The 5,857-nt window shown below is 41.1% G+C and carries 7 protein-coding genes; 2 read left to right on the forward strand and 5 right to left on the reverse strand.

Annotation, left to right across the window (positions count from 1 at the left end; all coding sequences use genetic code 11):
• Position 1: 1 nt before the first annotated feature.
• The 3 genes from WAK81_RS13720 to WAK81_RS13730 form a co-directional block, all read right to left on the reverse strand.
• Positions 2-424, reverse strand: a complete 423-nt coding sequence (locus WAK81_RS13720) for a YqaA family protein (RefSeq protein ID WP_422197594.1) — start codon at positions 422-424, stop codon at positions 2-4.
• A gap of 7 nt (positions 425-431) precedes the next feature.
• Positions 432-722: a hypothetical protein gene (locus WAK81_RS13725; protein ID WP_422197596.1), complete on the reverse strand. Its 291-nt coding sequence runs from the start codon at positions 720-722 to the stop codon at positions 432-434.
• A 74-nt stretch (positions 723-796) separates the two neighbouring features.
• The gene (locus tag WAK81_RS13730; RefSeq protein WP_422197598.1) at positions 797-1,417 is read right to left on the reverse strand and encodes a glutathione S-transferase family protein; all 621 of its coding nucleotides are present in this window, start codon (positions 1,415-1,417) and stop codon (positions 797-799) included.
• Positions 1,418-1,700: 283 nt separating this feature from the next.
• Between WAK81_RS13730 and WAK81_RS13735 the strand changes: the two genes are divergently transcribed.
• Complete coding sequence (locus WAK81_RS13735) at positions 1,701-2,156, forward strand: Hsp20 family protein (RefSeq protein WP_422197600.1); 456 nt, start codon at positions 1,701-1,703, stop codon at positions 2,154-2,156.
• A 105-nt stretch (positions 2,157-2,261) separates the two neighbouring features.
• On the forward strand, positions 2,262-2,813 hold the full coding sequence (locus WAK81_RS13740) for a hypothetical protein (protein WP_422197602.1): 552 nt from the start codon (positions 2,262-2,264) through the stop codon (positions 2,811-2,813).
• Between the two features lie 820 nt (positions 2,814-3,633).
• On the opposite strand, the gene infC is transcribed toward WAK81_RS13740, so the two are convergent.
• Together infC and thrS are read right to left on the reverse strand one after the other, a co-directional pair.
• A complete protein-coding gene (gene infC / locus WAK81_RS13745; RefSeq protein ID WP_422197604.1) occupies positions 3,634-4,131 on the reverse strand; it encodes a translation initiation factor IF-3 in 498 nt (165 codons plus the stop codon).
• Positions 4,132-4,190: 59 nt separating this feature from the next.
• Positions 4,191-5,857 (reverse strand): threonine--tRNA ligase (gene thrS / locus WAK81_RS13750; protein ID WP_422197606.1); only part of this gene is annotated, 1,667 nt, incomplete at its 5' end.

A 5,857-nucleotide genomic window follows, 5' to 3' on the forward strand; every position in this document is an offset into this window, starting at 1 on the left:
TTTAGAACATAGCAAAAGCCGCATAGACAAACAAATAACGTCCAATTTTAGCGATGCTGACGATGAGCAAAAAACGGGCGAAGTTTTCTTTTAATAGTCCCGCAATCAGGGTAATCGGATCACCAATAATAGGCACCCAGCTCAGCAGTAAAGACCAGTAACCATATTTCTGATAGGTCATTTGTGCCTTGAGCATCTTGTCTTCTGAAACCGGAAACCATTTTTTATGTTTATAATGTTCGATCTTGAGGCCCAGATACCAGTTCACACACGATCCCAGAATATTCCCCAGACTGGCCACCGCAATTAACAGCACTGCATGCTGCTCACCCTGCACTAAAAGCCCCAGCAAAACAGCTTCAGACTGTAAAGGTAGTAAGGTCGCTGCACCAAAGGCCGACAGAAACAGTAAAAACAGGCTCATTACAGCATTAACGGCTCAAGCCCATTTTTTTCTTGGCTTTACTATATTCCCAACTGGACCAAACAACTGCTGTCACCATCGCCATGATCCGTGCCCACTTATACTGCTCATTGAGCGGTGCAATTGCAGCACGTAAAATCTGCTGATCTTTGGTATTTAGGGCGGCAATTACCTGATCGATATGCACAATTTCAGCAACATACAGCACTAAACATGCAGTAATTCCAAAGAGGATACTCCAGTAAATTCGGGTATTGCTTTCAACAATCTTGGTAAAGTTCAGAAGAAAATCGTTCATATATCCATCCAATAAAAAACCACCATAAGGGTGGCTTTATTTGCTTAAGGCTATTTTAGCATAAAGGCTGCAGCTTAACTGACCTGTATCGCCAGCGCTTTCTGAACTGCAGGACGTGCATTCAAGCGATCAATATATTTGGAAACTTCAGGATAGTCTTCCAGATTGATCTGCTGCCAGTCGTGTCGCAATAACCAAGGGAAAATGGCCATATCTGCAATCGAGTATTCGCCGGCCACATAATCCTGCCCGACCAGCTGTTTATTCAACACGCCATATAAACGTTTCGTTTCATTGACATAGCGTTCTGTAGCATAAGTAATCCGCTCAGGTGCAAAACGGCTAAAATGATGATTTTGCCCGAGCATCGGCCCCAAACCACCCATTTGCCACATCAACCATTGTTCCACCTGAACACGCTTTACTTCATCAGTTGGATAAAAAAAACCTGTTTTTCGACCCAGATATTGCAAAATCGCACCTGACTCAAAAATTGAAATGGCGCGGCCATTTGGCCCATCCTGATCAACAATTGCCGGAATTTTATTATTGGGAGAAATAGCCAGAAAATCGGACTGGAACTGGTCATTTTCCAGAATATTGATGGGAATAATTTGATATTCCAGCCCCATTTCTTCTAGAGCAATACTAATTTTATGGCCGTTGGGGGTGCCCCAATAATATAAATCGATCATTTTCTTTTAATACTCCCTGCACCTTTGCTGTACGACGATGTACTCAACATAGAGGATTTAGAAAGAAACAACAAGTCTGCATTTAAAAATTGTTTTTTAATAAATATCAAAATCTTATTAAAAATTTATATAATTTTTTATTTTTGATCTTGAAAATTTCAGCCCCAAACACATATTTATTTCTGCATAAGGATTAAGTCAATCTTATGCCCTGTCGATGTCTGACATGACAGATCTTATTTTCTTGTTTTTATAACTTTGCTTAAGTGAGAAGGTTCTAATCATGAGTAACTTAAATCTTCATCCATTGTTTCGTCGTAGCATCGGTTTTGATCGCTTGAATGACTTTATTGACTATGCCATGCAAAGCGATGCACCGAATTATCCACCGTATAATATCGAAAAGCATGGTGAGAATAATTACCGCATCGTGGTGGCAACTGCGGGTTTTCGTCAGGAAGAACTCGACATTCGTCTGGAAAATAAGTTGCTGACCATCTTGGGCAAGCCTGAAAACCACAGTAATGACACTATCGAATTCCTGCACAAAGGCATTGCGCGACGTGCATTTAAATTGTCTTTACGTCTGGATGAATATATTGAGGTACAACAGGCAGACTATGAAAATGGTTTATTGATCATTGACTTGCAGCGCATTATTCCAGAAGAAAAATTGCCGCGTCAAATCCCGATTGGCAATAAACTGCTTATTGCAAATGATGAAAAATCAGTGGAATAAGCTCGATTGAGCGTACACAGAAAGGTCCGCAAGGACCTTTCTTTTTGACTACAGATTCCCTAAGCTCATGGAGGCAATACGCTTTCTGATCATAAAAAATAAACCATGAATGCGCCAGAAAATATCCTGTTTCATCAAGCTAGCCCCATCATGCGCGCTATGGGATATTTACTTTTTTGTTATCCGGTCGGAATATTCAGCATTTTTTATTTCAGCAGTGCGCGTAGCAATTCCAGCTTTCTTCAAGGTCTGTTATTTTTATGGCAAGAGTCTCCTGGCTTTTATGTTTATATTGGCGGCTTTCTTGGTCTTTCGCTGCTTATGCTGGGAACCAAACTGAAAATAACCTCACACGCTATTTATTATACTTTGGCCGGTTTCCGCATCAGCCTGTGCTTAAAACGACATTCGGTACAGTATAGTTTTCTAAATCCGCGCTATGCTTCTCTTAAAGCACATCTCAAACGCTGGCTCTATAACATGCCAGCGCATGTGATCAGTCAACGCGATGGCACTTTGGATTTTAAATTGTGCCAGCCTGGTCTGATGAATCAAATTTGCCTCGGGTTTTTCCGGATTCAGCTATCGATGTTTTCCCGCCAGCAGGCCAAGGAAATTATTCAAGCTATGTACAATGCGTGGAATTTAAGATTATAAAGAATGATTCAAGCTCTGACTTTCATCATTCACTTTAAGCTAGAGAAAGACTGTCTATCAGATCCGATGAGTAAAAACTATTCATTGAAAAATAAATCAAATAAAGAAAAAATCTGATTGCTAACAAGAAGAAACTCTCATTTGGATCTTTTTTATTTTGAATACATATTGTACATTTAACCTATACAGTTAAAAACAAAAATATATTAAACAACAAGAACTTAAAAGCATTCATCCAATCCTTATTTTCCAATATATAGCACCTATATCTCTTGTATTCCCATTGAGCATTGGACTGATCTTGTGGAACATTGGCGAAGAAAATGGGAAATCATTTTCATATATTTTAAATACACTTTGGGCAGAGGGTTCAAATAGCTTCATCTACAGTTTAAGTTGCTTCCTAATCTCCTTCACCCTATGGAATATCCGACTGACGATTACTCAATCCAAAATTTATTATAGTATGTTTGGTATACCAACAATGTGGCGTATCAATAAGTATGATGTTTCAGATTGCCAAATCAATCCTAAATTTGACTCGCCTTATACTTGATTTTATCGAAAATTTAAGCATTTTAAAATACCAGAATCAGAACAATTATTTAACTGTCGATATGGCACGATCGAATTTGTCTTTAAACAAACAAATATCATCAATTGGTTCAGGCATAAATTTTCACTTATTTATCTCACAAGCTTTTCATCCAATCAGTCCAAGCAGATTATTCACGTCCTAGAAAAATATTGGGATTTAAAATAAATATCGGCACATAAAAAAAGCCCTGCATATGCAGGGCTTTTTTCGCTTAATGAGTGCTTACTTTTTCTTTTTAGGACCAAGTAGCATACCCATTTGACGGCCTTCCATTTTCGGCATCTGCTCAACAGTACCGAATTCAGCCACGTCAGTTTCAATTTTTTGCAATTGAGCTAGACCCAACTGTTGGTGCGCCATTTCACGACCACGGAAACGAAGCGTGATTTTCACCTTGTTACCTTCTTCAAGGAACTTAATGATTGCACGTAGTTTTACGTTGTAATCACCAACATCAGTACCCGGGCGTAGCTTGATTTCTTTCACCTGGACTTGATGTTGTTTTTTCTTCGCTTCTTTCTGCTTTTGCTTAAGATCAAACAAATGCTTGTTGAAGTCCATGATCTTACATACTGGTGGCTCAGCGTTTGCTACGATCTCAACAAGATCAAGCTCAACACTTTCTGCTGCGCGTAGGGCGTCAGCTAAGCTTACAATCCCTTTTTGCTCACCATTTTCGTCTACAAGACGGACTTCTTTCGCACGAATTTCATCATTCAAGGCAGGACGGTTTGATTTGTTACCGCCCTGTTGATTACGGTCAGGCTGTTTAATCGCTGTTACTCCACAATGTACCGGCCGCGTTCGGCTACGGCTGCTTTTACTAGGTCAACGAAAGCATCGATTGACATAGTACCCAAATTTGTTCCTGAGCGGGTACGCACGTTTACGGTACCTTCCTCTACTTCACGGTCCCCAAGTACCAGTAAGTAAGGAATACGCTCTAATGTACGTTCACGAATCTTAAAGCCGATTTTCTCATTTCTCAAGTCAGAAATTGCACGGATACCGTTTTCTTTAAGTTTTGCGACGACTGACTCACATGCCTCAGCTTGAGAATCGGTAATGTTCATCACGCATGCTTGCATTGGTGCCAACCAAGGTGGCATGAAGCCTGCGTAGTGTTCGATCAGTATACCAATAAAACGCTCGAAACTGCCAAGAATTGCACGATGTAACATTACTGGCTGATCGCGGTCATTATCTTCTGTGACATAAGACGCATCTAAACGTTCTGGCAAGTTAAAGTCACACTGAATGGTACCACACTGCCAGACACGACCTAAGCAGTCTTTCAGAGAGAATTCAATCTTCGGACCGTAGAATGCGCCCTCACCTGGTTGAAGCTCCCACTCAAGACCCGCAGCATCTAAAGCATCTGCCAAAGATTTTTCTGCCATATCCCAAAGCTTGTCATCACCCACACGTTTTTCAGGACGCGTCGACAACTTCATTTGTACTTCTTCGAAGCCAAAGTCTTTGTATACATCCAGTGTCAATTTGATAAAGTCTGCAACTTCAGGACCAATCTGTTCTTTGGTACAGAAAATATGCGCGTCATCTTGGGTAAAGCCACGTACACGCATAATACCGTGTAAAGAACCTGATGGTTCGTTACGGTGACATGAACCAAACTCTGCCAAACGTACAGGAAGATCACGATACGACTTCAAGCCTTGATTGAACACCTGTACGTGACAAGGACAGTTCATTGGCTTCACCGCATAGTTACGGTTTTCAGAATGCGTGGTGAACATGTTGTCTGCATAGTTGGCAGCATGTCCTGATTTTTCCCAAAGCGTGAAATCAACCACTTGAGGTGTGCGGATTTCTTCGTAGCCATTGTCTTGCTGAACTTTACGCATGTATTGTTCAAGCACTTGGTAAATGGTCCAGCCGTTCGGATGCCAGAACACCATACCCGGTGCTTCTTCCTGCATGTGGAACAAATCAAGCGCTTTACCGATTTTACGGTGATCGCGTTTTTCTGCTTCTTCAATACGTTTTACATAAGCCGCAAGCTGCTTCTTGTCTGCCCAAGCTGTACCGTAAATACGTTGTAGCTGCTCATTCTTCGCATCGCCGCGCCAGTAAGCACCAGAAATTTTAGTCAGCTTGAATGATTTTAAGAATTTGGTGTTTGGTACGTGCGGACCACGGCACATATCCAAATAATCTTGATGGTAGTACAAGCCCATTTGTGTTTCTTCAGGCATGTCTGCAATCAAGCGCAATTTGTATTCTTCGCCACGCGCTGTGAATTCTGCAATCACTTCATCACGCGGTGTCATTTTCTTCACAACATCATAGTCTTGATCGATGAGCTTTTTCATACGCTCTTCAATCGCTGCCATGTCGTCTAAAGTAAACGGACGTGGCATCCAGATATCATAGTAGAAACCTTCTTCAATGACCGGACCAATGACCATCTTTGCTTCTGGGAACA

Origin of the sequence: Acinetobacter sp. (genome assembly GCF_049284435.1) — a bacterium.
Taxonomy (GTDB): Bacteria; Pseudomonadota; Gammaproteobacteria; order Pseudomonadales; family Moraxellaceae; genus Acinetobacter.